The 25,943-nt window shown below is 41.6% G+C and carries 19 protein-coding genes, 2 tRNA genes and 3 pseudogenes; 11 read left to right on the forward strand and 13 right to left on the reverse strand.

What is annotated here, in order from left to right; genetic code table 11:
* Positions 1 to 23: 23 nt before the first annotated feature.
* From HMPREF9007_RS09930 to rho, 5 genes and pseudogenes are all read right to left on the reverse strand, one after another.
* Positions 24 to 1,346: an MATE family efflux transporter gene (locus tag HMPREF9007_RS09930; RefSeq protein ID WP_008762128.1), complete on the reverse strand. Its 1,323-nt coding sequence runs from the start codon at positions 1,344 to 1,346 to the stop codon at positions 24 to 26.
* 39 nt (positions 1,347 to 1,385) lie between these two features.
* A pseudogene (locus HMPREF9007_RS09925) lies at positions 1,386 to 3,354 on the reverse strand (HAMP domain-containing sensor histidine kinase).
* Positions 3,351 to 5,207, reverse strand: a complete 1,857-nt coding sequence (locus HMPREF9007_RS09920) for a HAMP domain-containing sensor histidine kinase (RefSeq protein ID WP_032850514.1) — start codon at positions 5,205 to 5,207, stop codon at positions 3,351 to 3,353. Before HMPREF9007_RS09920 ends, HMPREF9007_RS09925 begins: the two are co-directional and overlap by 4 nt.
* Before the next feature lie 83 nt (positions 5,208 to 5,290).
* Positions 5,291 to 6,757, reverse strand: a complete 1,467-nt coding sequence (locus HMPREF9007_RS09915) for a sulfatase-like hydrolase/transferase (protein ID WP_008762130.1) — start codon at positions 6,755 to 6,757, stop codon at positions 5,291 to 5,293.
* A 268-nt stretch (positions 6,758 to 7,025) separates the two neighbouring features.
* Complete coding sequence (gene rho / locus HMPREF9007_RS09910) at positions 7,026 to 9,197, reverse strand: transcription termination factor Rho (protein WP_032850515.1); 2,172 nt, start codon at positions 9,195 to 9,197, stop codon at positions 7,026 to 7,028.
* 236 nt (positions 9,198 to 9,433) lie between these two features.
* Between rho and HMPREF9007_RS09905 the strand changes: the two genes are divergently transcribed.
* The gene (locus tag HMPREF9007_RS09905; protein ID WP_032841465.1) at positions 9,434 to 10,270 is read left to right on the forward strand and encodes a 4Fe-4S binding protein; all 837 of its coding nucleotides are present in this window, start codon (positions 9,434 to 9,436) and stop codon (positions 10,268 to 10,270) included.
* Here HMPREF9007_RS09905 and tilS read toward each other — a convergent pair.
* A complete protein-coding gene (gene tilS / locus HMPREF9007_RS09900) occupies positions 10,255 to 11,535 on the reverse strand; it encodes a tRNA lysidine(34) synthetase TilS (RefSeq protein ID WP_008762133.1) in 1,281 nt (426 codons plus the stop codon). The genes HMPREF9007_RS09905 and tilS overlap by 16 nt on opposite strands.
* Positions 11,536 to 11,918: 383 nt before the next feature.
* On the opposite strand from tilS, the gene feoB reads away from it, so the two are divergent.
* The 3 genes from feoB to HMPREF9007_RS09885 all read left to right on the forward strand — a co-directional run bounded on the left by feoB (position 11,919) and on the right by HMPREF9007_RS09885 (position 14,741).
* Entirely contained in the window at positions 11,919 to 14,405 is a 2,487-nt protein-coding gene (gene feoB, locus HMPREF9007_RS09895; RefSeq protein ID WP_008762134.1) for a ferrous iron transport protein B, read from the forward strand.
* On the forward strand, positions 14,402 to 14,617 hold the full coding sequence (locus HMPREF9007_RS09890) for a hypothetical protein (RefSeq protein ID WP_008762135.1): 216 nt from the start codon (positions 14,402 to 14,404) through the stop codon (positions 14,615 to 14,617). Before feoB ends, HMPREF9007_RS09890 begins: the two co-directional genes overlap by 4 nt.
* A gap of 52 nt (positions 14,618 to 14,669) precedes the next feature.
* Positions 14,670 to 14,741 (forward strand) — tRNA-Cys (locus tag HMPREF9007_RS09885).
* A gap of 235 nt (positions 14,742 to 14,976) precedes the next feature.
* On the opposite strand, the gene HMPREF9007_RS27235 is transcribed toward HMPREF9007_RS09885, so the two are convergent.
* The 3 genes from HMPREF9007_RS27235 to HMPREF9007_RS09880 form a co-directional block, all read right to left on the reverse strand.
* Positions 14,977 to 15,099, reverse strand: a complete 123-nt coding sequence (locus tag HMPREF9007_RS27235; RefSeq protein WP_255420950.1) for a hypothetical protein — start codon at positions 15,097 to 15,099, stop codon at positions 14,977 to 14,979.
* An 86-nt stretch (positions 15,100 to 15,185) separates the two neighbouring features.
* Entirely contained in the window at positions 15,186 to 17,456 is a 2,271-nt protein-coding gene (locus HMPREF9007_RS0125205; protein WP_277754679.1) for a hypothetical protein, read from the reverse strand.
* A 524-nt stretch (positions 17,457 to 17,980) separates the two neighbouring features.
* Complete coding sequence (locus HMPREF9007_RS09880; protein WP_008762137.1) at positions 17,981 to 19,018, reverse strand: hypothetical protein; 1,038 nt, start codon at positions 19,016 to 19,018, stop codon at positions 17,981 to 17,983.
* A gap of 525 nt (positions 19,019 to 19,543) precedes the next feature.
* On the opposite strand from HMPREF9007_RS09880, the pseudogene HMPREF9007_RS09875 reads away from it, so the two are divergent.
* The 3 genes and pseudogenes from HMPREF9007_RS09875 to HMPREF9007_RS09865 all read left to right on the forward strand — a co-directional run.
* Positions 19,544 to 19,762 (forward strand): annotated as a pseudogene (locus HMPREF9007_RS09875) (hypothetical protein); the annotation flags it as partial.
* 394 nt (positions 19,763 to 20,156) lie between these two features.
* Positions 20,157 to 20,627, forward strand: a complete 471-nt coding sequence (locus HMPREF9007_RS09870) for a hypothetical protein (RefSeq protein ID WP_008762139.1) — start codon at positions 20,157 to 20,159, stop codon at positions 20,625 to 20,627.
* Positions 20,628 to 20,715: 88 nt separating this feature from the next.
* Positions 20,716 to 21,468, forward strand: coding sequence for a GNAT family N-acetyltransferase (locus tag HMPREF9007_RS09865; protein WP_008762140.1), 753 nt, complete (start codon positions 20,716 to 20,718; stop codon positions 21,466 to 21,468).
* A gap of 55 nt (positions 21,469 to 21,523) precedes the next feature.
* Here HMPREF9007_RS09865 and HMPREF9007_RS09860 read toward each other — a convergent pair whose 3' ends face one another.
* Positions 21,524 to 21,985: a hypothetical protein gene (locus HMPREF9007_RS09860; RefSeq protein WP_229094207.1), complete on the reverse strand. Its 462-nt coding sequence runs from the start codon at positions 21,983 to 21,985 to the stop codon at positions 21,524 to 21,526.
* Between the two features lie 186 nt (positions 21,986 to 22,171).
* Positions 22,172 to 22,906: a hypothetical protein gene (locus HMPREF9007_RS09855; RefSeq protein WP_008762142.1), complete on the reverse strand. Its 735-nt coding sequence runs from the start codon at positions 22,904 to 22,906 to the stop codon at positions 22,172 to 22,174.
* A gap of 294 nt (positions 22,907 to 23,200) precedes the next feature.
* Between HMPREF9007_RS09855 and HMPREF9007_RS09850 the strand changes: the two are divergent.
* Positions 23,201 to 23,430 (forward strand): annotated as a pseudogene (locus HMPREF9007_RS09850) (EamA/RhaT family transporter); the annotation flags it as partial.
* Positions 23,431 to 23,514: 84 nt separating this feature from the next.
* Here the strand turns inward: HMPREF9007_RS09850 and HMPREF9007_RS09845 are convergent.
* A tRNA-Thr gene (locus HMPREF9007_RS09845) sits at positions 23,515 to 23,588 on the reverse strand.
* A gap of 101 nt (positions 23,589 to 23,689) precedes the next feature.
* Here HMPREF9007_RS09845 and HMPREF9007_RS09840 point away from each other — a divergent pair.
* Positions 23,690 to 24,292 (forward strand): TlpA disulfide reductase family protein, encoded by a 603-nt coding sequence (locus HMPREF9007_RS09840; RefSeq protein WP_008762144.1) that lies wholly within the window; start codon positions 23,690 to 23,692, stop codon positions 24,290 to 24,292.
* A gap of 159 nt (positions 24,293 to 24,451) precedes the next feature.
* Here HMPREF9007_RS09840 and HMPREF9007_RS09835 read toward each other — a convergent pair whose 3' ends face one another.
* Entirely contained in the window at positions 24,452 to 25,183 is a 732-nt protein-coding gene (locus tag HMPREF9007_RS09835) for a class I SAM-dependent methyltransferase (RefSeq protein ID WP_008762145.1), read from the reverse strand.
* Positions 25,184 to 25,282: 99 nt separating this feature from the next.
* Between HMPREF9007_RS09835 and HMPREF9007_RS27240 the strand changes: the two genes are divergently transcribed.
* Together HMPREF9007_RS27240 and HMPREF9007_RS09825 are read left to right on the forward strand one after the other, a co-directional pair.
* A complete protein-coding gene (locus HMPREF9007_RS27240) occupies positions 25,283 to 25,468 on the forward strand; it encodes a hypothetical protein (RefSeq protein ID WP_008762146.1) in 186 nt (61 codons plus the stop codon).
* On the forward strand, positions 25,469 to 25,921 hold the full coding sequence (locus HMPREF9007_RS09825) for a hypothetical protein (protein WP_008762147.1): 453 nt from the start codon (positions 25,469 to 25,471) through the stop codon (positions 25,919 to 25,921). It begins immediately after the preceding gene.
* The last annotated feature ends 22 nt before the right edge of the window (positions 25,922 to 25,943 follow it).

Genomic DNA, 25,943 nt, shown 5'->3' on the forward strand with positions numbered 1-25,943 from the left:
AAATGTACAAAAATCTCTTGTATTTATATCTTTTTATTCTGCCATTTTGCTTTTTTGAGGTAAATATAGCTTGTTATCAACAGCAAGGTATAGTACAGAATCTCAATCGTAAAGCAGATTTCAATCGGTGCCTTGAGCCACATTCCGACGAAAACGATGTAGGAACCGTAAATGGCAATCGTGATGGTTTCGAGCAACAGGGCTGCCTGTGTATTTCCTGTTCCGGAGATACCGTTGAATACGACATTGGCTACCGACGCAATGAGCATGGCGCAGCAGATGACGTATACCGAAGGCACGGACTCGGTGATTAACGCTGCTTCGCTGGTATAAACGGAGAGGAGGAACTGAGGAAACAAAACCGACAATCCCACCAGTCCCAGCATGATGAAGAACGAGAACCGGGCTATTTTATTGATAAGCGGCATGACGTACTGGATACCTCCTGCACCGATAGCATTGCTGACAAGGCTGTTGGTCGTTGTTGCCAGTGCATTCACCGGAATCAGCAGTACGACGTAGATACTACGGACAATGTTGGCAATGGCCAGTTCCCGTTGTCCCAACCGTTCTACGGCAACAAAGAATACGAACCAGGTCGCCATTGATAAGAAATATTGAAGCATCGTGAAGCAAGAGATGCTGAGAATACGCATCAGCAATGCCGGATCGAACGAGCGCAGACGATTCAGGCCATACTTTTTCAAATCAACACTGATATATGTATAGATCAGGAAGAAAAGAATGGAAGAGGCTTCCGCCAGCACAGAGGCGATGGCAGCTCCCTTGATTCCCATTTCCGGCAGACCGAATTTACCGAAAATCAGTGCATAGTCCAGTATGACGTTGGTTAATGCCATAACGACAGCATTGATGGTCAATACCTTTGTACGTGTGATACCGATGTACAGGGCACGGAACATGACATTGACAAACGAGAAGAAGAACCCGTAAATACGCCAGTCCAGAAACTCCATAGTGCCTTCGTAGATGGATTCGGAAGAAACCAGCAACCGCATGATATTTCCTCCGAACGCTTTGGTGAAGCCGAACATCAATATAGCTATCAACAAGAGAAACATGACTCCCTGAATCATTACAGGACCTACATCACTGTAACGTCCTTCTCCATTGCGTCGTGCAATGACAATCTGTGATCCTGTGCTGAATCCGAAAGCGATGGTGAATATACATATATAAAATAGTCCGCCCATAGCCGAAGCTCCCAGGGCCACTTCACTAACGTGTCCTAAGAATGCGGTATCGGTGACATTGATGACATTTTGCGCCAGCAAGCTGAGTAGTATCGGGTAACTGACACTCCAAATCTGTTTGTTGGTATACATAATTAAGCGTTTAAGTTTACAGTTTGCAAAGATAGCGCTTTATTCCGATTCTGAAGCAATGGGATAGGTGAAAACAATTTCCGGACCTTCCGTTCCCCGGGCGTTTACCTGATAGCTTCCTCCGAAGTAAGCCAGCAATAACTGGTTGATCTCATGCCTGATGCCGGTCTCCTGTGAGGTGAAAGCCTCGTCCGCCAATGGAGAGTTGAGAATGCGGAAATAAAGCATTTCGCCTTTCCGGCTTAATGTAAAGCGGATAATCCGTTCCTCCTGTTGTCCCTCCGTTTCATGTTCATGCGGATAGGTCAGGGTACTGAGCAGAGCGTATCCCAATCGGGTGGTATCTGTGCGAAGGGACAGTGACTCGACTTCCGGAGTGAAGCGGACTTGAATGCCTGTCTTTTCATTATTCATGCGTGCCATGTAGCATACTTCGTTACAAAGTGCGACGGCATCATAGTCTTGTATCTGGAACTTCATCATTTTGGCTTCCAGACGAGACAGGTCGAGTACATCATTGACCAGTCTCATTAATCTTTCTGAGCTTTGGTGGATGATCGCCGAGTATTCTTCTCTTGTTTTTTCATCTATATTCGGTTCGCTGGCTATGAGTTGGGAGAAACCTACCACGTTGTTGAGCGGGGTCCGGATGTTATAACTCATGTTTGACAGGAAGCGATTTTTTATTTCGTTGGTTACCCGTACCGTTTCCGCTGCTTTGCGTATTTCGCTCTCGGAATATTTTAGGGCTTTGCGGATTTTGGAGAGCCGGAATAGGGAAATAAATAATACGATCAGAATGGCACTGATTACGATCAGGCTGATCAGACGTATTTGGTTGGTCTGCTTTTGTTGTTCCAGTTCTATCTTGTCCAGATTATAGCTTTTTTTGATTTGCTCCATTTGGGTGTTGGAGAGTGCCATGGCAGCTGAGTCCTTGATGGCCAGTGCCTGTTGGTAGAGAGTTGTCGCTCTGTTATTATCTCCGGCTTCCACCCATATTTTTAGCCTGTTTCAGCAGTTGTTCGGCATAGTCGCTGGTGAAATCTTTCTTGAGCATAGTTAATGTCGTGTCGATGTAGGCTGATGCCTGCTGATATTGTTTGATACTCTGATAGTATTTCGCATAGATGTCGTAGTAGAGCACCTTATACATGAAATAGGTATTTTCAGTCAGATACTTTTTAGACTTTTCTATATGTGAATAAGCAATTTGGGGCTGATTGGTATTCAGATAATAATGCGCATAGAAAATCTCATTGAAAATGAATACGTCTGCAAATCCGTCTTTTAGAGATGGATTGTCAATGATGAATTTACGGAGTACATTTTCCAACTCTTGCAGGTATTTCAGTTGTCTGTTATTGTCCTTCATTTCTTTGGTTACGGATATGAGCTGTGACAGGACGGAGATATGGACTACCGCATTGCCATTCTTTGGAAGCAGCCTGTAGGCTTCTTCCAATGCTTTGAGCCCCTCGTCCCAGCGCTGGCTGCCGATATATGCGTTGGACAGGCACTGATAAGCAGCTACCGTTCCACGGTTATTGTCAATATCAAGGGCTTTCTGTTTCATCTTGTTTGCTTCGCTGATGGCAAGCTCATATTGTTCGGTAAAGGTGTATAGGTCAATCTGAAAGCGTCGGGCGTCGAAGAAATAATCCCATAAACCGGATTTTTGTACCAACGGTTCCATCTTGACTATCCATTTGGCTACACTATCTTGTTCGCAACGGTTGTAATAATACAACAAATGATAATAAGCGGCTAAACTGGCATACTTGTCATTTTTCAGTTTTAACGCTTCCTGCATCAGCGAATCCGAATACTGGATACATTTGTAGTTGTTCTGCTCTATCTTGATAATGTCGTTCAGGGTAGAGAGGCGTGTGGTGTCATGCGGCAGCGTTTGCAACACTTGCAGCAGACTGTCTGAGGCTGTATCGGTGTTTGCATAGCCCGACAGTAGGCCATAGCAGGTGATGATCAGTAATATCAGTCGTTTCATCGTGTTTCCTCCTTCTTTATCTGCGCATGGCAAATCGGGTGTGTGAACAGAAAACGTGCTCCTTTGTCATAGTCCGGGTCGATCCATATTTTGCCTCCCAGTTGCTCGATGATAAGCTGGCAGATAGATAATCCGAGTCCTGTGCCTTGAGCGTTTTCATCTAGCTTTTCGAAGCGGTTGAATATCTTGTTCTGGTTCTCCTTGGAGATTCCGCAACCGGTATCACTAACGGAGAAAAGGGCCGTATCTTCCGTTTGTTTCACCAGTTCCAGGGTGATAGTGCCTTGTGCAGTAAACTTTGTGGCGTTGATAAGCAGATTGATCAGTACTTGTTGCAGGCGGGCACTGTCCGTGGTCAGCTTCAGTGAACTGAGAGAGGTGGAAAACCGTACTTCCGCTTGAGTCTGCTTTATTTTCTCTACCATGTCGATGACATTTCTGCATAGCGCTACAATATCACACTCGTTGAATTTGAATTGCATTTTTCCAATTTCAAGGCTGGATAAGTCAATTACATCATTAATCAGTTTGAGCAGTAGCTCCGAGTTCTGCTGGATGATATCGTTGCACTGTTGTTTCGTTTCGTTGTCGATGGATTCTTCTGTCAGAATGGCTGAGAAACCCGATAAAGCATTGAGCGGAGTACGAATCTCATGGCTCATATTGGAAAGAAAAAGGCTTTTGGTGTGGATAGACTTTTCAGCCTGTTTCTTGGCTTTTTCCTGTTCCTGTTGTGATTGCAGAAGACGATTGTTGGTGCGCTTGATGCGGAAAATGGCAATGATGATCAGTACTACGATCACTAGGATAACAGACAGACTCCAATAATAGAGATTTTTTTGTATGTTGATATAATTAAGTTCGCTTTTATCTATCTGATACAGGGTATGTAGTTCGTTTATCTGGCTGAGATAGCTTTGGGCGTCTAATGAATCTTTGAGATGATTAATCTCTTCGTAAACCTTGCATGCCTCTTGTTTTTCACCCATAAGTGCCAGCACTTTGGCGCGTTCCTGCAATAACTGAACATGTCTGAATAAAGCCGTTTTCTTTGTTATGGTGAGTAATTCTTCATATTCTTTCAGCGCTTTATCATATTCTTTTGACTCAATATGATAGCCGGCATACATATAGTTGCTGATTGAAGAATAGTAGGGATACGGATATTTTTCGTAGATGGAGTCCAGCTGTTTCAGGTACTCCAGTGCTTTGGGAAGATCGTTTGTCTGTATATAATAATAGGCATAGCTGCAAGGCAGATAGAAGTCATCGGGCAAACCTGATTCTTTATGGTAAAGAGACTCCAGATAGGCAAAATCTTTTTCGATATCTGTCATTTGCCTGGATTTGAGTTTGCTCAGGATCAAATAAAACATGCTCGTCTTAAGATACGGAATACTTGCCGGAATTTTTTTCATTATTTTCAGAGATTCCTCATAAGACTCCATAGCAGACTGGGGATTTCCCGAACTTTGGTAGGTGTCTGCAAGGGCACGCAATGCCAGTGCTGTTCCGAAAGGATAATCTATAGCTTTGGCCTGCTGATACATTGAGTTGGCGTTGTTGATTGCCAGACTGATATTTCCTTCCGTAATTAATGCCTGAACTGCCATCATTTTCAGTGGAAACAGAATATGATATTCTTGCTGTTTTTCCAGTTCGGGGCTTAAGAGCTTTTCCCATAAGATGATGCTGTCCGTTGTAATATCGATATTTGTATTGAAAGAAAGATCATGCTCGACAAGTGGCTGGAGTAAGGTAAGTCGTTCTTTGTTTAGGTTTGTTGCATGGAGAGCCGCCGATATGAATATGGCTGCAATGAGTGCTATTATATGCTGTAAATTACTATTCACTATTTTGTTTGCTCGTATGGTGATGTGCAAAAGAAATAAAAAGAGCGAAGACTGGCAAGCAATCTTCACTCTTTTTTATAGAATTATTTTCTTTTGAGGATCTCCCGTGCCCCAGGGCCTTCGTGGCTGGGGTAGCCGGGAGTATGATTTCTGCACCGGGGATCGGCATCTACCTTCAAACTGCGGTAATCATCTTTGGAACGTGTGATGTAATCGTCCAGCAAAGCACGATGCTCGGCGAGTATTTTGGAGTATTTAGGGTCTTTGGCAAGATTTTTTCTTTCACCCGGATCTTTTTTCATATCGTACAGTTCTTCTCCGTTGCCTTCCAGATAATGGGTGTATTTATATCTCGGCCCGCGCACCATGCGTCCGGGAGTGGTAACGTACTCATATTCGCTGTGCCATTCGGAGACAACGTAAGGGTGGCTTTTCTTTTGTTTCTCTCCCCTTAGAGTCGGTGCAAGACTGATACCGGCTTTTTCTGCCGGAACGGCGATGCCTGCCAGATCGCAAAGGGTGGGCAGGAGGTCTAATGTCGGCTGTGTCAGCAGATGGTCTACAGGTTTCTTTTGCTGTTTGATGCCGGGACCGGCGAAGATAAACGGAACGTTGGTCATTTCATCATAGAAGCTGATATGTTTGGTCACCATGCGGTGGGATGCCATGCCGTCGCCGTGGTCCGCCATGATTACGACAATCGTGTTTCTTCCGGCAGGGGTGGAGTAGAGGGCTTTCAGTACGCTGTCTACTTGCTTGGACACCATTTTGGTGTAATGCTGGAAGGCGGCGATGTAGTGACGATAGTTTTCTTCGTTCCAATGGGCAGCCTGTGTCATGCGGCGGTGACTACAACATATATATTGTACGGGAGTCGGAATATTGCTCCAGTCTTCCACGTCAAAGTTGTCCGGCAATTCGGGCAGTGGTCCGCTGATCGGCCGGTCGGTGTGTACTCCTGCGTTTTCGCCGATGAATCCGCAGATATTATGCGGGTTCTGAAAATCTGCAATGCAAATAAAAGGTTCTTTCGGAGGATTGCTGAGGTAGGCAACGGCATCCTCGCAGGTTCCTACATCCAGGAAACTGTCATTGTTGACCGGAAATTCGGGATCGGTGAATGGCTTGGCTACCGGTTCTTTATGTTTGAAGCCTCTCAGTGAGCCCATGTCGTGAGTCTTGCCGAAGTGTACGGCCTCATAACCGCTTTCGGAGAAGAGACTACCCAGTGTCTGCACGTTTTCCGGCAGGCGGGTGTTGACGGGTTCGCTGGAGTTTGAACGTACATTGGTCTGGTGAGGCATCATGCCGCTCCATAATGCTGCGCGTGAAGGTTGGCTGAGGGGGCAGCCTACATAAGCGTTAGAGAAGATTACTCCTCTTGATGCTACTTCGTCAATGGGAAGTGTGCAGCCTTGTGTATGTCCGTAAGCGCCTACGACACGTTGTGTGAGATGGTCGCACTGGATAATCAGGAAGTTCGGCTTTTCTTGTGCCTGGGCTGCTGCGCCACAAAGGGCTAATCCCATGAATGGATAAATTGTTTTCATTCTTGGCTAGAATTAAGTAATTGATTGGGTAGCAAAAGTAGGAAAAAACAAAAAGCAAAAAAGGGCGGGGGAGTGGTTTTGGACGTAAATGAAAGTAATTTGTACAAAAATGAAATATGCGATGAACGATTCATGAGGAACAGCGAAGACCGCGATGAATAATAAATGAAAAGAATTAATGGAAATCATAAAAAGAACGGTGAATAAACTGCGATTATTCATCGTCCAGTATATTCACCGTTCCTTATTTATGATCGTTTATTCTTGATCAGCTATTCATGCTCATCAGGAATTCGTCGTTGTCTCTTGTTTTTTCCAGACGGTCTTTTACGAAATCCATTGCTTCGATAGGATTCATATCTGCAAGGTATTTGCGTAATATCCACATGCGGTCGAGTGTTGTCTTGTCAAGCAGCAGATCGTCGCGACGAGTACTGGATGCGGTGATGTTGACAGCAGGGAAGATACGCTTGTTGGACAGGTTGCGGTCAAGCTGCAACTCCATGTTACCTGTACCTTTGAATTCTTCGAAGATAACTTCGTCCATTTTGGAACCGGTGTCGATCAGTGCGGTAGCGATGATAGTCAGCGAACCGCCGTTTTCGATGTTACGGGCAGCACCGAAGAAGCGTTTGGGCTTGTGAAGTGCATTGGCGTCCACACCACCGGAAAGTACTTTACCGGATGCGGGAGATACAGTATTGTAAGCACGTGCCAGACGAGTGATAGAGTCAAGGAAGATCACTACGTCGTGTCCGCATTCTACCAGTCTTTTTGCTTTCTCAAGTACGATACCTGCGATTTTTACGTGGCGTTCTGCCGGTTCGTCAAAAGTAGAAGCGATTACTTCTGCGTTGACGCTGCGTGCCATGTCGGTTACTTCCTCCGGGCGTTCGTCGATCAGCAGCATAATCATATATACTTCCGGATGATTGGCTGCGATGGCGTTGGCGATATCTTTCATCAAGATGGTCTTACCTGTCTTCGGCTGTGCTACGATCAGTGCACGCTGTCCCTTACCGATAGGAGCGAAAAGGTCTACAACACGGGCAGACATGGAGTCTGAATAACCGCCTTTGCAGAGTCTGAATTTCTCGTCCGGGAAGAGCGGAGTCAAGTGTTCGAAAGGAACACGGTCGCGAACGAAAGCTGCGTCACGTCCGTTGATCTTTGACACCTTTACTAACGGGAAATATTTTTCTCCTTCCTTTGGCGGACGGATGATGCCTTCTACCACGTCACCGGTCTTAAGACCAAACAACTTAATTTGTGACTGTGATACATAAATATCGTCCGGAGAAGAGAGATAATTGTAATCGGAAGAACGGAGGAATCCGTATCCGTCCTGCATGATTTCCAGTACGCCTACTCCGCTGAGAATATCGTCGAATTCGTAAGGCTTTTCACGCTCGATCACTTTGCGTTCCGGCTGTTGTTGTACAGGCGGAAGGTTCTCGGCAGCGTTGTTCTGCTGTTGTGCAGGACGTTGTTGCATCGGAGGACGCTGGTTGTTGTTATTATTACGCTGGAAATTATTATTGTTGTTAGCATTTACATTGTTATTGCCGGCGTTGTTATTGTTGTTGTCGCGCGGGCGGACAATGCGCTGGCGTTGTTGCGGTTGTGAATGCTGTTGTTGCTGTGGTTGTGGAGCTTGCTCGGGGGCGGCTTGTGCTGTTTCTGCCTTGGTCGCTTCGAATTTGCCGAAGAGTTCGGTCGGAAGCTCTATTTTTTCAGAAGGCAGGTCTTCGATTGGGATAAAGTCATCATCGTCATCGCTGGACAAGATGTTGCTTTCTTCGTCGATCACCGGTGCCGATTTCTTTTGCGGTTTGGCTATTACCGGTTTTTCCGCAACGGCAGGCTTGTTTTCTTTTACTTTCTTTTCCGTCTCTTGTGTCGGAGCCGCTTTTTCAGTCGCCGGTGCAACTACCGGTTTTTCCGCAACAGCTTTTTCTTCTGCTGGTTTCACTATCGGTTTTGCATTTTCCACCTCCTTGTTTTCTGCTTTTTCAGCGATATTGGCGTCTTTGCGTGGACGGCCTACTTTGCGCTTAGGAGCAGCTTTCTCTGCCTTCGGTTCAGCAACGGGAGCTTCTTTGGCTTTGTTGGCAGCCTCTTCTTTAGGCTGTTGCTGAGGTTTGGCTGCAGGAGCATTTTCTTTATTTTTAGTAACTTCCGCATTTTTGGCTGCAGGTGCTACTTTCTCTTCTTTTTTAGGTGCGGCTGTGCGCGAACGCTTGTTTTTATCTCCTTTGCGTTCTTCTTTTAATTTCTCTGCGGCAACTCTCTTAGTGGCTCCGGCTATGGCTTGCTCATCAAGAATCTTGTAAACAAGTTCTTCTTTCTTAAATGAGTCTGCTTTTTTGATGCCTAGCTCTTTGGCAATAACTTGAAGTTCCGACAGATTTTTGTCGTTCAATTGGATAATGTTATACATATAGTATGGTAAGTTATTAAAATTTCTGTCTTGATGAAATATGGACAGCATTACTACAGCGTAATAACCGCAGATATGCGAGCATATGTTTTGTTTTTAATTATGAATTAGGGATGTATGTGTTGAATCGTAGAATGTTTCAACGGGGCAAAGATAATAAATATTTTTGGTTTCATGAACAATCAAACACTTTTTTCAGCGTAAAAACGTATCTTTGCTGTATAAAAGAAAATAGTATGACAGTAAATGAAGCTCGTTTAATTTATTTTTCGCCTACACACACATCAAAACAAGTAGCCGAAGCAATTGTTCACGGAACCGGTATAAAAAATGTCGTTTCGATGAATCTCACATTGCAGACTGTCGAGGAAACTGTTATTCCTACGTCTGCATTAGCTGTTATCGTAGTGCCTGTATATGGAGGTCATGTGGCTCCTTTGGCTATGGAACGTCTGGAAAGTATTCGCGGTCTGGATACTCCTGCCGTATTGGTCGTGGTTTACGGAAACCGTGCCTACGAGAAGGCGTTGATGGAACTGGACGCTTTTGCCATCCCTCACGGATTGAAGGTGATTGCCGGAGCAACCTTCATAGGTGAACATTCATATAGCACCGATAAATGTCCCATCGCAGACGGTCGTCCGAATGAATCTGATTTGGATTATGCGGAAGATTTCGGAAAAAAGATAATGGAGAAAATTCAGGCAGCTGACGGACCCGATACTCTTTACCAGGTGGATGTGCGTGCCATTAAACGCCCCAGTCAGCCGTTTTTCCCCTTATTCCGCTTTTTGAGGAAGGTAATCAAGCTGCGCAAAAGTGGTACTCCGCTTCCCCGTACCCCTTGGATAGAAGATGAGAGCTTGTGTACTCATTGTGGTATCTGTGCGGCTCGTTGTCCGGCAGGAGCGATCACCAAAGGGGATGAACTGAACACGAATGCTGAAAAATGCATCAAATGCTGCGCCTGTGTGAAAGCATGTGCAAACAAGGCAAGGAAATATGATACTCCTTTCGCTTCTTTGCTGTCCGAGTGTTTCAAGAAACAGAAATTGCCTCAGACTATCTTGTAGATAATCACTCGTTTAGTCGTTTCGTCTATCCGGAAGCGGTTATCTGTCCGTTCGCCTATCAGCCATGCAATGCGTTCACCGCAGCAGAGAACCCATTGGCGTTCTTTTTGGCTGATGGAGAATTTGCGGTCGGTCAGATAATCGCTTATTTTTTTCTTGCCCGTCATGCCGAAGGGGATGAATGTATCTCCCGCTTGCCATTTGCGGCAGTGAATTTCCTCATTTAATTTGTCTGCATCGAAACAGGCGGTTTCTTTTTCCCGTGGAATCCGGAAATCGGGTGTGAATTCTCTTTCCTCTTTTATTAATTGATAGGGAAGGGTAGATTCGTCTTCCGGCCGGATGGTTTCCAATAGCAGCAAATTCCGGTCTTTAATGACTCGCCATTCTTTGCTGACGAATTGTTTCCCCGACTGCCCATGAAGCGAATTGGCTATATCTTTGATTTGTGCCGAATTGAATCCCAGTGGATGCAATGTTTCAAACAAGAAAGCTTCGGGAGCGGGTTCTTCTAGTAAAGCATTGATTCGGATACCTTCCGGAGTGATAATCCGTGTTTTGGCTTCGGTTATTACCTTATTATATATAACAGCGACATCATTCAGGTGATTGCTTGTTTCTATCAGACTGTTTTTGACCGATGGATTTATTTCCTGCATCAGTGGGAGTAGGTTGAGGCGGATTTTATTGCGGGTATATTCGTCTTCCAGATTGGTACTGTCTGTTACGAAGTTTTGTCCGATCTGTTGCAGGTAGCGGATAATTTCTTCCCGGTTGATGCAGAGCAGCGGACGTACGATTGCCCCGTTTCGGGGGCGGATTCCTAATAAGCCGGTGATGCCTGTACCCCGAATGAGGTTGAGCAGCATCGTTTCTACACTGTCGTCCTGGTGGTGAGCTACGGCGATTACATGGGCTCCGCACTCTTCTTTTATCTTTTCGAACCAGTTATAGCGGAGTTCCCTGGCTGCCATTTCTATCGAGATCCGTTTTTCAGTTGCGTACTGAGTCGTGTTGAAGTCGATGGTATGCAGGCGGATGCCGTATTTTTGGCAAAGTTGCCGGACAAACTGTTCGTCACGGTTTGATTCTTCACCGCGTAAATGGAAATTGCAGTGGGCAGCTTCGCATTGATAACCTGCTGTGTGGAGTACACGTAGCAAGGCCACCGAGTCGGCTCCGCCACTCAGGGCAATCAGAAGTTTATCGTTCGGCGAGAATAAATGCTCTTTCTCTATATATCGTATAACCCGTTGTTGTATCATATCTGCAAAGATAATAGTTTATTGAGGTATCTCAAGTGAATGCTAATTGTTTTTATCGGACTGACTAAGGAAAAAACTCCCATAAATTATTTTTTTCTTTAGCGATTTCTAATTCGTCCTATTATAGTTCCTCTTTCGTGCCACTATAGTAGGACGTAAGGGGAACTATAGTACTTCTTGCGTACCACTATAGTGGCACGAACTAATTGTTGCATGTAAATTCAATAGATGTAGGCAGGGAATTAGTTACCTGTTGTGACTTGGACTTTTGATGGGTTTATTTAGATACCGTCAGTATACGAAAATCCTGCTATTTAAAAACATTCTAAATAATTTGCGTGCTCGGAAGTTATGAATTATCTTTGCCGAAAATTTAGATAGTTATGCGTTTATCCGAATTAGGAACAGGTGAAAAAGGTGTCATCGTTAAGGTCTTGGGACACGGAGGCTTTCGTAAACGTATTGTGGAGATGGGTTTTATCAAAGGTAAAACTGTTGAAGTATTGTTGAATGCTCCACTGAAAGACCCGATTAAATATAAAGTCTTAGGTTATGAAATATCTCTTCGTCGTCAGGAAGCGGAAATGATTGAAGTAGTCAGCGAGGAAGAAGCAAAAAAACAAGCCGAAAAAGCTGTATATCACGAAGGTCTGCCCGAAGATGTTTCTGTAAAAGAAGAAGAAATGAAACGGTTGGCGTTAGGTAAGCGCCGTACCATCAACGTTGCTCTGGTCGGGAATCCGAACTCAGGCAAGACTTCTCTTTTCAATCTGGCTTCCGGTGCCCATGAGCATGTAGGAAACTATAGCGGTGTAACTGTAGATGCCAAAGAAGGATATTTCGATTTCGAAGGTTATCATTTCCGTATTGTCGATTTGCCGGGAACGTATTCACTGTCAGCTTATACACCGGAAGAAATTTATGTCCGCCGTCATATTGTTGATGAAACACCGGACGTAATTATCAATGTAGTCGATTCTTCAAATCTGGAACGAAATCTGTATCTGACTACCCAACTGATTGACATGAATGTCCGCATGGTAGTGGCTTTGAATATTTACGATGAGCTGGAATCTAGCGGTAATACATTGGATTATCATTTGTTGAGTAAATTGTTCGGAGTGCCGATGGTGCCTACTGTCAGCAAGAAGAATCGTGGACTGGATACCTTGTTTCATGTAGTAATCAACCTTTATGAAGGGGTCGATTTCTTTGACAAGCAGGGAAATATGAATCCGGAAGTTCTGAAAGACTTGACCGAATGGCATGATTCTCTGGAAGACCGGAAGAATCATGAGGAAGAACATCTGGAGGATTACGTGCGCGAACATAAAAGGAAAGGGCGTGTATTCCGTCATATCCATATCAATCATGGTCCCGATCTGGAAAAAGCGATTGACGCTGTAAAAGAGGAAGTATCCAAGAATGAATTTATCCGCCATAAATATTCTACCCGCTTTCTGTCTATCAAGTTGCTGGAAAACGATCCCGATATAGAGAACTTTGTGCGGACGCTGCCCAATGCGGGAGAGATTTTCCGTATCCGCGACAAGATGGCCAAGCGCGTTCAGGAAACGATGAACGAGGATTGCGAATCCGCCATAACGGATGCCAAATACGGTTTTATCAGTGGTGCGCTGAAAGAGACATTTACTGACAATCATCTGGAGCAGGCGCAGACGACGAAGGTGCTGGATGCTATCGTTACCCATCGTATCTGGGGGTATCCTATCTTTTTCCTTTTCATGTACCTGATGTTTGAGGGGACGTTTGTTCTCGGCGAATATCCGATGATGGGAATTGAATGGCTGGTGGGGCAAATCGGTGACCTGATTCGCAATAATATGTCGGAGGGGCCGTTGAAGGATATGCTGGTTGACGGTATCGTAGGCGGTGTAGGCGGTGTTATCGTCTTTCTGCCCAATATTCTGATTCTGTATTTCTGTATTTCGCTGATGGAAGACTCCGGTTATATGGCCCGTGCAGCGTTTATAATGGATAAAATTATGCATAAGATGGGCTTGCACGGAAAATCGTTTATTCCGTTGATTATGGGATTCGGTTGTAATGTGCCTGCTATCATGGCTTCCCGTACTATTGAGAACCGGAAAAGCCGTTTGATTACGATGTTGATTAACCCGTTGATGTCTTGTAGCGCGCGTCTGCCCATTTATCTTTTGTTGGTAGGGGCTTTTTTCCCGAACAATGCGAGTTTGGTGTTGTTAAGTATTTATGCGATCGGAATTTTTCTGGCTGTGCTGTTGGCGCGTCTGTTCAGCAAGTTTTTGGTAAAGGGTGATGATACTCCTTTTGTGATGGAGCTTCCTCCTTATCGAATGCCGACGGCAAAATCCATATTCCGTCATACATGGGAGAAGGGAGCGCAGTATCTGAAAAAAATGGGAGGGATTATTATGATTGCTTCTATTATCATCTGGTTCCTCGGATATTATCCGAACCATGAGGCGTATGAGACAGTAGCTGAACAACAGGAAAATTCTTATATCGGTCAGTTAGGACGGGCTATAGAGCCGGTGATAAAGCCGATGGGCTTTGACTGGAAGTTGGGTATCGGTTTGATTTCCGGAGTAGGGGCAAAAGAGCTGGTCGTTAGTACGCTGGGTGTTTTGTATGTGGATGATCCGGAGGTCGATGAGGCTAGCCTGGCGGAACGGATTCCGATAACTCCTTTAGTGGCGTTCTGTTATATGCTGTTTGTGCTGATTTACTTCCCTTGTATTGCGGCATTGGCGGCTATTAAGCAAGAGTCCGGCAGTTGGAAGTGGGCGCTCTTTGCAGCTTGCTATACCACAGGGCTGGCCTGGCTGGTGGCATTTTCAGTTTATCAGATTGGAGGAATGTTTGTATGAATAATTGGCAGGAATGGGTAGTCGGAGTACTGATTGTACTCTGCATTGCCCGTGTAATATATGGAATTTATCTTTTTTTTCGTCGTACGCGAGAAAGTGAGAATCCTTGTGATAGCTGCGTAAGTGGCTGTGATTTAAAGGATATGATGGAGAAGAAACGTCAAGAGTGCGGTGTAAAGAAAAAAAGTACAAAGAAAAATTGCTGCGGATAGTTGGTAGTTTCAAAATTTGTACTACCTTTGCAACCGCAAACGAGAAAAAAATGGTTCCTTGGATGAGTGGCTTAGTCAGCGGTCTGCAAAACCGTGTACGGCGGTTCGAATCCGCCAGGAACCTCATAAAACCCTTCAGATGATTTCTGAGAGGGTTTTTCTTTTCTCTTAATCCAAAATGTTCCCACTTTGTTCCCAGCTTTTGGTTAATACCATGATATAAGGATGGTGTTTTGAGAGGAAGGCTGTTTTTTATTCTTCTATTTCTTTTATTCTTTCGATTTGTTTATTCAAGAAGTAATCAGTATAAAGAGAATATTCTCCAGTTTCGCAAAAAGATATTAATCCTTTCTTGTAGTTCAAGACATTAAAATAGCAAGATTCTTAACTTCGCTATGATAAAGCTCAGAAAGCTTTGATAAAGGGCTTTCGATGATGAATGCAGCTTTATTTATTTGTTCTTCATTAAATATCTGTTTCATGTATTCCAATTGTCTCACTATTGTTTTTATCCTTGACCGACCCTTGACATCATTAGGGGAATTTGTCGGAAATGGCGGTATTTCATCTAAATTGAAATCCTAAAAGGGACTTTGGAGATATTTACTGGTTTATTTTTTTTCTTCTCTCCAATAATCGTAATACTGCATGGGATTCCACCTTTCAGCATTTCTGCGTGGATAATGACCGGATTGGCATACATACCGTTCTGACATTCTATGCTAATTTTACCATTTTTGTCAGTTTGTATAGTAGGATTCCAATAAAGTGTACGGCGACGATGGTTGACATTTGCAGTCGGTATTTTGTCTTTGTAGACAGGAGAATAGAAAGCTAATGGGCGAGAATATCCTTGGATTATTGTACGACGTGTTCCATGGGCAGCCTTCATTGACTTTTGCGTTAATCTGCTATAATTGGAGTCAAAATGCGGAGTTATGTAGAATAAAGCATATTGTCCGAATCTTGAAAAATCGATATTGACGTTTACATTATTGTTGATTCCTGATGATTTCTTTCTAAAAAGGGGTTCTGATTTGGCCTTTTCAGTATCGTCTAACGATATTTTTTTCTTTGCAGCATCTCCATAAAGATAGAAACTGTCATCAAAGGTACGTGGGGGATTCATTGCTGTCATCATGTCTTTTACATTTTGTCCTTTTGTCATATTTGAACCGTGTATTGAATTAAGCACTTCATTAGTATACGAATTGCTTCCTTCGCATATCATAATCTGTTTTATACCATCTATCTCATTCCACAATGTCCAAGCAGTTAAAGTATCAAGTACTTGTTTGCCAACAATGAGACAGATTGTTTTCTCTTTATATCGTGAGCTTCCGTCTTGCACATCGTATGAAAAGTTAGGATTCACTTTACTAAGCAAGTCGGGTATAGTATTAATTACTATTCCCTGATCGCGTAATTCATCAACCAATCGCGTTACATCATAGTATGCGTCTACGCTTTTCTCGAATACTTGAGTAGTGATGTTCTTATTTTTTCTTTTTTTTGCTATTTCCACTTCGCTCAATAAATAGGTGTTGTTAGTTTTGCTAATAGAATCTACATATAGCGAGTCTATACGGTTGGAAAGGGTGATCCATGAGTTTTTGTCCATCCACTGTGGATGTTCTTCTTCATAGCTGAAGGCGCGTGGGGTAGGGGCGAAGTTACGGTCGAGCATAACAGAAGCATCTTTCTTATGTTTAGATCCCCTACGGCGTATCTGGAATACCGCTTCTACTTCTCCTTCAAAACTAGTAACCGGAAGTTGAAATTTGCCGTTTTCATCTGTAAACGTATTTCCTGCTACAAATGTATTGTCCACTTTAGCCATGACGCTTACCTCCATATCTTTCATTTCTTTTTTTAATAGATAAGAACGAATCTGTCCTTGTAGTAACAACTCTTTTTCAGCTGACTGTTGAAGTAGCTTTTCATTTTTACCGGAAATAAGTTGTGATAAGTCATATTGACGCCAACCGTGAACCATGAGCAAAACATCAAGTTCTTGCAATTTGCGAAGTGTAATATCTGCAAAATAATACCCCGGTTTATCAATATATCCTTTTAAACCGGATGTTAATAACATATCTGTAAATATATTATTATCATATTCTGCATAATCCGAACGTATAGCATCTCTTACTGATATGGATAAAGAACCTTGTAAAGGATTTCCTTTTTGATCTGTTACTTGTATTTCGCAGCGAATTGGTTCGAAAGGCCGGTAAATGTCTTTAATTCCATTTAATTGTATTGAATTCAATTTATTGGGTTGCACAAATGTAAATCGTTCGCACAGCATATTCCCGGTTTTGTCTAGTAGACTGACTTGGTATATGCCTCCGGGAAGATCGCGCGTTTTAAGTAAGAAAGTTTGATTTCCACCTGATCTCATTCGTAGTATCCAATACGAATAGGGGCGACCTTCATGACTTATGAATGCTACAATGTCTGCATCCGGGGTATTCTCATTGCTCAATACGTTACCTACAATAGCTCCGCTTGAATTATTCACGTTCAATACATATCCGGCGGAAAGGGCGTCCGGTAGATTGAATTTATATTCTTTTTCTTTATAAGTTACTTTAGCTACTGCTGGTTTTTCTTCGGGTGTATAAGTGAATATTCCCATTCCGTCATGTAGGGTTTTTATTTCTGTCAGCTTTTCCCCGTCTTTCGTATAAATGGCACCTTCAAGGATAACATTACCATCTTCTCTACTTTCAGCTTTAAATGCCACACGAGAAGAGATGCCTTTCACGAGTGTTCCTCCTTCGGGAAAGAATTGGATAGCAAGTTTATCTGTCACATTTTTCGGTCGCTGTTTCATGGAAGGATTCAGATTATAGGTCGAAATCCTCCGTTCTGGTCTTTCTCCTTGTGCAGACTGATAGATCGGGAATGTACGTGAGAAGTAAGAAGGTTCGCTGAATGCGAGCATCCAACGGGTGTAAGCTCTGATTTCATAATAGCCGGACATGGTACTTTCATTCAGGATTATCTGTCCATGTCCTTCACCGCTATTCAATTCAATGATTTGGCGTTGGGTAATATGCCCTGTCTGGTCGAGCATTTCTACATAAAGGGGTTTGCTGATGGTGCTTGGCATATTGTTCTTAGCATATACCGTGTAGGCTTTAAACCATATAGTATCTCCTACATAATAACTACTATTATCAAAATGCAAGTATACCTTCTCACGTGGGTATGTGTCAGCAAAAGCAACGGCATTATCGAAGAACTGTTTGAAGATGATGTCGCTGCTAGCGTTTTGTGAACGGAGAAACAAAATGCTATGTAGACTGCAAAATAGAATTAAAAGTATTCGTTTCATTATTGTGATATGTAAGGTTGTTAATCATAGCTAAACTCATTGCAACTAAACATGATATAAATTTCTTTGCTTGTATATTCTTGATAGATACCGTGTCGCACTGCAGTTTTAAATTCTTCCGAAACATTGCCTGCGTATTCAGCTGTTATGAGATATTCTCCAGTCTTCCTAAATTTTGGAACAGTAACTTCATATCTTCCGCCTACTAATTGGGGAAAAACTAAATATCCATCAACAAGCACTCTTACAGAAAAAGATGAGCCACACTTAGGATCATTAATTATGAATTTTAGTGATTCCATATTGTTGAAATCCTGTGAATTATAACCATAAGGGTTATTATAAGTTGGCTGATTGTAATCTTTATAATACCATCCAGTTGCAAGGTTTTTATTGTACCATTTTTCTTTATCATTAATACTTTTATCTGCTTTCCCTGGGAAATCTTTATGCAACAATCTATATCTAAGCTGAACTCTAGTAGGCAAATGTGTAGCATTTAAATCCATAGGATCTTGAAATCCATTGACTTTCACTATTCCATAATTATAATTCCCCGGGCCCCCTTCACCTAAATAACGCCAAGGAAATGCAGTAGTACCACTTATTAGCCTATGTTGTACTTGCATATATTGATAATCCATCCAATTAGCTTCTGTAATAGGAGGATAACAAGTCCAAATAATGGTCATATAATATATGCAAGTATCAGGACCATGTCCAGAAGGAAAATCACGACAGGATACCTGATATTCATATAGAGCAGGTAGCGCACCTTCTCTATCTTTCCACCAATCCATCCCCTCTTCATATTCTTGTTTAGTGAAGAATGTATTAGTAGCAGACGTTGAGTTGGATATTGTGTTGTCTTTACCAAGCATAGTACTATCTGTTGCTACATCTGAACTTATTAAAGTATTGCTTTCGTTTAAGAGAGTTTGTTCTATTCCTTTTATTTCAGTGACAGCAATAGTTTGCAAATCATTATTACATGCAGCAAATAGTGCATAAAATAATAATGCAAGCAATGAGTCGGAAAAATAATTAATTGTTTTCATAACTACTGGATTTTAAATAATGTTACTATTTTTCAGACTTTAAGGCGTTGTGTAAAATATGTTTTTGTTATTTGCTTGGATCTCTTTAAAGTATTTAAAATTGTTGGTTTATTCTCTGACCTTTAATATAGATAAAAAAATGACGTAAAAAAAATAATCCTGTCTTATTTATATATGTTTAATATCTTCTTGAAGTTTTGTATCGGTAACTCTCCTTCAATTGCTCTTATTGTATCCATATTTATTCCTCATGGCATTACTATAATGTTTAAAATTGACCATATATATCCTGCCAGCGTAAAACCGGTGTAACGGAAGAGTTTTCTCGCAGTGTGTACATAGCTTTAGTTCCACTCTGTCTACTATAACCCGGTTCCTGGGCTTCCGCTTCACCAGATCGCAGGATATATACATTCTCTTGTAACATATCTTCGACAATAAGCTATAGATCGCTTCCTGTATTTAGCAAAATGAGTGCAATCCGGCCGGGATGATGTTTGATGTATGTCATGGCCTTTCAGTTGTCGTTTGATGAGATTTTCAAACGGGAACAAACGGACTGCAAGAATGATAGAAAGTATTTCTTTGATGAATGTTGGCATCATTCCCGTATATCCTGTCAAAGATTCGGATATACTGAATTACAGAAAAGGACTGATAGCGTTTTATGAAATGGAAGACTACAGCCTATATACTGATTATTTTCTGGATAGACAGATTGAACGAATTAAGGAAATAGAATAATTCTTTGCTTACTCGTTTCAGCTTTTCTAAAATTATCCCATAAATACTGTTTATGCTGTTGAGGTGTCAAAAGTTTGCTAGGGCAAAATAAGGATTTGCTAATATGGAGGCAATATTTAGAATTAAAATGCGTAAAGATTATGCAACCAAGGATAGGAAGCGACCAATCTCTTAATATTTTTTATCAAACCCTGACATTGGAATATCGTAGTACTGAACCTTGTAGTTGTTATAATAAGGCGATTGATGAAATTTGCAGGAGGTTAGAGCTACATAGAAAAAGAGGAATTTTGTCGATAGTTGCTCTCATTACATTCATTAATGGTATTATTAAAGCCTGCTCTTTTACCTTTCTGAAATATATTTTGTATTTTTGTTATATATTATTGGAGATATGAAAATTAAAGATAAGATAACTCAGAGTCTTGCAAGTATAACTGTTGAATTACAGGAAATAAGTCCTGATTTTTATGTTATAGGTGCATCTGCTATGATTTTATCAGGTATAGAGGTCGGAGAAACTGCTGATATCGATATTTTGACTACCGAAATGAATTCATGCAAATTGCAACACTTGCTAAAAACATATATGGAAATATCTCCGGAAACAAAAGAGGATGATTTGTTTCGTTCTAATTTTGCCAGATTCAAACTTCCTTTAATGGATATTGAGGTCATGGGGGATCTTCAAATTAAGAAAAACGATATTTGGCAGTCTGTTTGTGTAAAAGAATATGAGGAAATATTCATTGGGAATTTAATTATCAAGATACCAACTATAGAAGAGCAAAAAAGAATCTTATCTCTTTTTGGCAGAGAGAAAGATTTAAAGAGGATTTTAATACTAAATCACTATCTCTTATGAAACTATAACTATTATATTCAGCCAAAATGGCAGAGTGCACCGTTAAGATCGGTTGATTGATGATATCTAATTTAAAACGAATGCGTATATGAATACAGATTTTGTAAACTTAACAAAGGAAAACCTCAGTGATGAGCATCTATGCTGCATTATTCGCAGTAAAAAGCCTCATGCAGGTATTGACGCGAAGCGGCAATGGCTTTCCGACAGACTAAATGAAGGTCATGTTTTTAGAAAGCTAAATGCAAAAGCTACGGTTTTTATTGAGTATGCACCTCTTGAGACAGCTTGGGTTCCCATCATTGGTGATAACTATTATTATCTGTATTGCTTATGGGTCTTAGGAAGTCCTAAGGGGAATGGGTATGGAAGAGCTTTGATGGAATATTGCCTGACAGACGCCAAAGAAAAAGGCAAATCCGGTGTTTGTATGCTTGGCTCAAAGAAGCAGAAGAACTGGCTTTCTGACCAATCGTTTGCGAAGAAATTCGGTTTTGAAGTTGTTGATGCGACTGATAATGGATATGAACTGCTTGCACTTTCTTTTGACGGGACAATGCCGAAATTTGCGCAAAACGCGAAAAAAATGAAAATTGAAAGCGAAGATCTGACTATTTATTATGATATGCAATGCCCTTATATTTATCAAAAGATTGAAATGGTAAAACAGTATTGTGATACAAATAACGTTCCTGTATCTTTAATTCAAGTGGATACACTCCAAAAAGCGAAAGACCTGCCTTGTGTTTTCAATAACTGGGGCGTTTTTTATAAAGGAAATTTTGAAACAGTGAACTTACTTTTAGATGTCGAACATTTAAAGAGAATACTTAAAAAATAAATAAGCAGATGCAGATAATGATGGATTAATGAGATAGGGTTATTCTCTGTTTTATTTATCCTGTCTCTTTATTTTTTTGTTTCTGAAACGATAAGCGGATCAATAACCAGGCGATTAAGAGACAGATCCCGATGGCAGTGAAAACTCCTTTGCGATAAGAATCCTCCAGCTGAATGCTGCATTTTACACTGTCGATATTGGTATCGACCGGATGTACCCATACACTGGTCAGAGGTGTTTCGTATTCCTTTCCGTTTGCCTTGATGGATGCCAGAGGTAGTTTGGTGTTTCCTGGCTTCTTGAAACGTATGCGGTAGCTGAATCCCTGCTCGTAGATATCTGTCAATATGCCGTTTTTTACTGTATGACCGGCTTTGTGTGGTGTTGCTCCTTCAACTGTTTCTATAAGCGTTCCGAAGTCGGGTGGAGATACAGAATCGAAATCGGCTGTGCTGATGTATTTTAATTCAAGCTCTTGTCCTGCTTTGGCTCCATTGCGGGGAGTGTCCAGTTCCATATAGAAACGTTTTGTTTCTTGGGCAAAACTTTTTAGTCCTATAGGCAAACCGATAGTGATAAACAATATAATTCTTGTTAGTTGTTGGATAATGTATGCATGCATATTCCTTATGTGAGATATAATTATAAATGATGAAAAAAAATATTGTTTACTTTCGGTTTGCCTATTTCTGCTTATCTATTTTTAGCCGATATAAAATTCAGTCGGGATTAGTTTGAAATCAACAAATTGATTTTCTACCGGGGCGGACTTTAATAGAAAAGGGACGATTCCATCGGATGGTAAAGCCTTGCGTGGCAGTGCTGTCTGTTTGTCGAATTTATAGGTGGCACACCATGCGTTGGCATCACCACATACACTTTTGCCGATACGAAAACAGAATTCGCTGGTATCATCGCGTAATGTCTGTATTAGTTTGCGGCAATCACCGGGGATTTGGTCGGCATCTTGCAATACATTTATTTCTTCTGCTATTTGTTTTAGCCATTCGGTGTCGTGAATGTGTTTTTGATCAAGTGCAAAAACAAATACGGCAGGATAATAATCGTTATTACCGGGCATCCATAGGGCGGTATTAGCTTGCACTACCGCGGCATAAACAATAGGAGCCTCGGTATATTTTCTTTTCCAACGATCTTTGAATAGCCAGGGGGCGCTGCCTGCCATAGCTTTGAAAAAAGAAGTGCTCATGTCACGTGGTGTCTGCAGGTAAGGGGCGAGTTTGTTCAGGTTAGTTGGATTCTTGAAGTTTTCCCGCTCTTCTTTTTCGCGGAGGCGCTCTTTTTCTTCTTCCTCTGCAGATTTTGCGCGTTTGGCGCGTAGTTCTGTTACATCATAACCTTGTGATTCCATTTGTGCGATGTCTTCTTCACTCATGTTCTTTTCCCAATCTTTGCCGGGATTTACAAATAATGCCATAATCTTTGTCTTTTAATTGGTTATTTATTGCTTCTTGAAAATAGTGTTTGTTTTATAAGATATAAATTTATATATAAAATTTAATATTAAAATATTGATGCATAGTATATTAATGATATATATAATAATATTAGCTATATATTTGGATTCAAAAATACATTCTTTTATTTAAAAACAAATAATAAATGGAAGGTTTTTTATCTGCAAATCTATTATTCTTCTTGTTTGATATCTTCTTGGATTTATATTTATATCTTTGCAGTCATAAATATCGGATTTTAGTCGAATATATTCATGAATCGTATCAAAGGCATACTATATGCGTCGGTTTCCTCTTTCACTTTTGGGCTGGCTCCGTTTTTTTCATCACTTTATTGCTGATCGGTTTTTCAGCTTTCGAAGTACTTTCTTATCGTTGGGGGACAGCTTCGGTAGTGTTAATCATATTCGGATTATTTTCCGGCTGTGACTTTCGGTTGAAAAGAAAGGATTTGGCAGTTGTGTTTGCTTTGAGCCTGTTGAGGGTGTAAGCATGGTTGTGTTTCGTGAACATCGAATGAAAAGGATATAAAAAATGCCGCATATAGCGGCATTTGAATTTTGAGGAGAGCCTCTTGTCGGATTCGAACCAACGACCCCGAGATTACAAATCACGTGCTCTGGCCAACTGAGCTAAAGAGGCGTTTTCTGTTTTGCGGGTGCAAAGGTATGAATTTATTTTAAAAATGCAAATACATCATGTTCTTTTTTTATATTTGCAGTCTCACTAATGATTGCAAGAAGATGAAAAAGAAAATTATGAATGTATGTGGTGTGGCTTTATTAGCCGTTAGTTTACTGGCTTGTTCCGGTCAGAAGAAAGGAGCAGAAGCTGCTGAGAGCGCTTCAGACACAGTGAAAGTGGCTACTGAAGCGATGTCGGCACAAGCTGATAGTACAGGATATATTGTCAGAATAGGGGAAATGGCCCCTGATTTTACGATTACATTGACGGATGGTAAACAAGTGACTTTGTCTTCTCTTCGTGGGAAGGTTGTCATGTTGCAGTTTACAGCAAGTTGGTGCGGAGTATGCCGTAAGGAAATGCCTTTTATAGAAAAAGACATTTGGCTGAAGCATAAGGATAATGCAGACTTTGCACTGATTGGAATAGACCGTGACGAACCGCTTGAAAAAGTGCTTGCCTTCGCAAAGTCTACCGGAGTGACTTACCCGCTGGGACTGGATCCGGGAGCTGATATTTTTGCAAAATATGCATTGCGTGATGCCGGAATCACACGGAATGTGCTGATAGACCGGGAAGGAAAGATTGTAAAACTGACTCGTCTGTATAATGAAGAAGAGTTTGCTTCACTGGTTCAGCAGATCAATGAAATGCTGAAATAAGTGCTTATTGCCGGTCTCTGAACCGGATGCGGGCACAATAGATATAGTGTCACTATCACACTGGGATGGTGACACTATATCGTTAGTATGGTTACACTATTCCGATGTGATAGTGTCACTATCCTGAATAGGGCTTTTTCTGATTAAAATAATACGCTGTCAGGCAAGGCTCAGCTTTGCCAGATAGTCATAATGTTTTCCTTCTTTGATTAATTCCGCTTTGAATCCACATTCGGAGGCGTACAGGCTAAGAGTCTGAAAATCGATATATAGCCAATCGAATGTATCTCCTTTTACATCCTTGTATTGCATCTGGAAATCTACTTCCCCATAATAATCGCCTGCCAGGTCGATAAGCATGCTGCCGTCTTCTTCTTCGAAAAGATAGCGCAGATCACTTGAATCCATCAGAATACATCCGCCAGGGCGTAGGATACGTTTCATCCGTTGGAAGAAGGCAGGCATATTATTTAGTGTTCCTATGATGCCCGAACCATTCATCAGCATCAGAACCGTATCGAATGTTTCGGTGAATGTTTCGTCAAAGAGATTGATGAGGCGGGAATCTTTTACGCCGCGTTGTTTCATTACTTCGTTGGAAAGCGGAGAGATGTCAATGGCGCAAACTTCTTTTCCCATTTCTTGAAGTGCCAATGCGTGGCAGCCGCTTCCGGCTCCTACATCTAATATTCTTCCCGTAGCCATTTGCAGAGCAGTGCGTTCGAGGACTGGCATGGACTGTATACTTCGGAATAATTCCTTAACGGGGATTTCATCTTCTTCGAATTGAGAAGAGAATACTCGCAAGCGGTCAGCCCTGTGATGATTGAAATAATCGGAGATTGCAGCTCCCATCGGGTCCTTTTCTGCGGAAAGGGTTATTGTTGCCATTTTGGTGATTATGTATTGTTTTATCCGCCAAAGATAAACAATTCCGTAGAAAAGGCTTATCTTTGCATCAGAAATGTGAATGCTAACAATATAATATATATGAGTATAGAAGATGCAATCATGGGTGGAATCGTCTTTAAAGGTAAGAAAGATAAGCCCCAGGAGGAGGAGAAAGTGAAGACGAAAGCGAAGAAAGCGACTTATATTCGTGGACAACATGGTTCCGGAGCCGCGAAGATGAAAGCGGATATTCGGAAAAAGAGAGCTAACCGACATAAAAAATAAATGGGAACAATTGTTTGTATACTAGCACTTTTGCTGGCTGGCCATGGACTTGGTTTGATCATTAAGATGAGAATGTTTTGTCTTTTAATCAAGAGAGTCGAAACGAAATACATTAAGAAGATAGATGGAATAGTAGTGGATGTTGATACTTATGTGAAGGATGGAAAGCTTCTTATGCGCCCGTCTGTTGAATTTACATTAGAAGGAGAGGGTGAAAAATGCTGTCGGTCTATCAATCCCAATATTATTGTGGAGGATATCACACAATTTTCATATTACCCGAAAGATTTTCATATAGGTGATAAAGTTACGGTTTGGTATAATTTGGATAATGATGCAATGTTTGTCGAGCAAAAAATGCAATTGACAAGATTGTTTGTTCGTTTATTTATTCCCGGATGTTTTTTCATTATTTCAAGTATTTTGGGGATGTGTTATGTCATGAATAGCTAACAACCTTATAAAAAGAAGCGGG

This window comes from Bacteroides sp. 1_1_14 (assembly GCF_000162515.1).
Classification (GTDB): domain Bacteria; phylum Bacteroidota; class Bacteroidia; order Bacteroidales; family Bacteroidaceae; genus Bacteroides; species Bacteroides thetaiotaomicron.